1 protein-coding gene is annotated in these 522 nt (G+C 68.6%); it reads right to left on the minus strand.

Annotated elements, in window-relative coordinates; genetic code table 11:
- Window positions 1-522, minus strand: a 522-nt coding sequence (locus C1H84_RS17855; RefSeq protein ID WP_146956210.1) for an HNH endonuclease signature motif containing protein, incomplete at both ends; no start/stop codon positions are given.

Raw genomic sequence — 522 nt, forward strand, 5'->3', positions numbered from 1 at the left:
GCCCTTCACCCACACGATCTTGATCACCTCATGGTCGAACTCGATGTGGTGGTTCTTGCACCCCGGAGCGATCTTGTCCAAGTTCGTTTCCCCGCCCAAGGCGTACGGGTCGGTGTGGTGGAATTCCAGCTGCTCCACCGTCGCGGTGCACCCGGGCACCAGGCAGTACCGGTCCCTGGCCAGCACCGCACGCTGCAGCACCTCGGGCACGAAGCGTTTGGTCCGCCCGAAGTCCAGCAGCACCCCGTCCGTGTTGAACACCGCCGGGATCAGATCCGCCTGGCACAGCAGCTGCCGCAACGCCGCCGGCGGCAGATCCACCCCGTGCCCGGTCTGCGCCGTCGAGGACGCCAGATCCTTCAGGTCGTTCAGCTGCAGGTGGGCGATGACCACCGGCCGCAACCGCTTGCGCTTGCGCTGTGGCGGGGATCTGTCGGGGTCCCCGGCGGAGCACTCGTCCCCGTCCTCGGCCCAGCCGGCCTTGCCGGCGCTGCCGTCGTCGGCGTTCGCGGGGTCGGAATC

It is taken from the genome of Glutamicibacter soli (genome assembly GCF_003309065.1).
GTDB lineage: Bacteria > Actinomycetota > Actinomycetes > Actinomycetales > Micrococcaceae > Glutamicibacter > Glutamicibacter soli.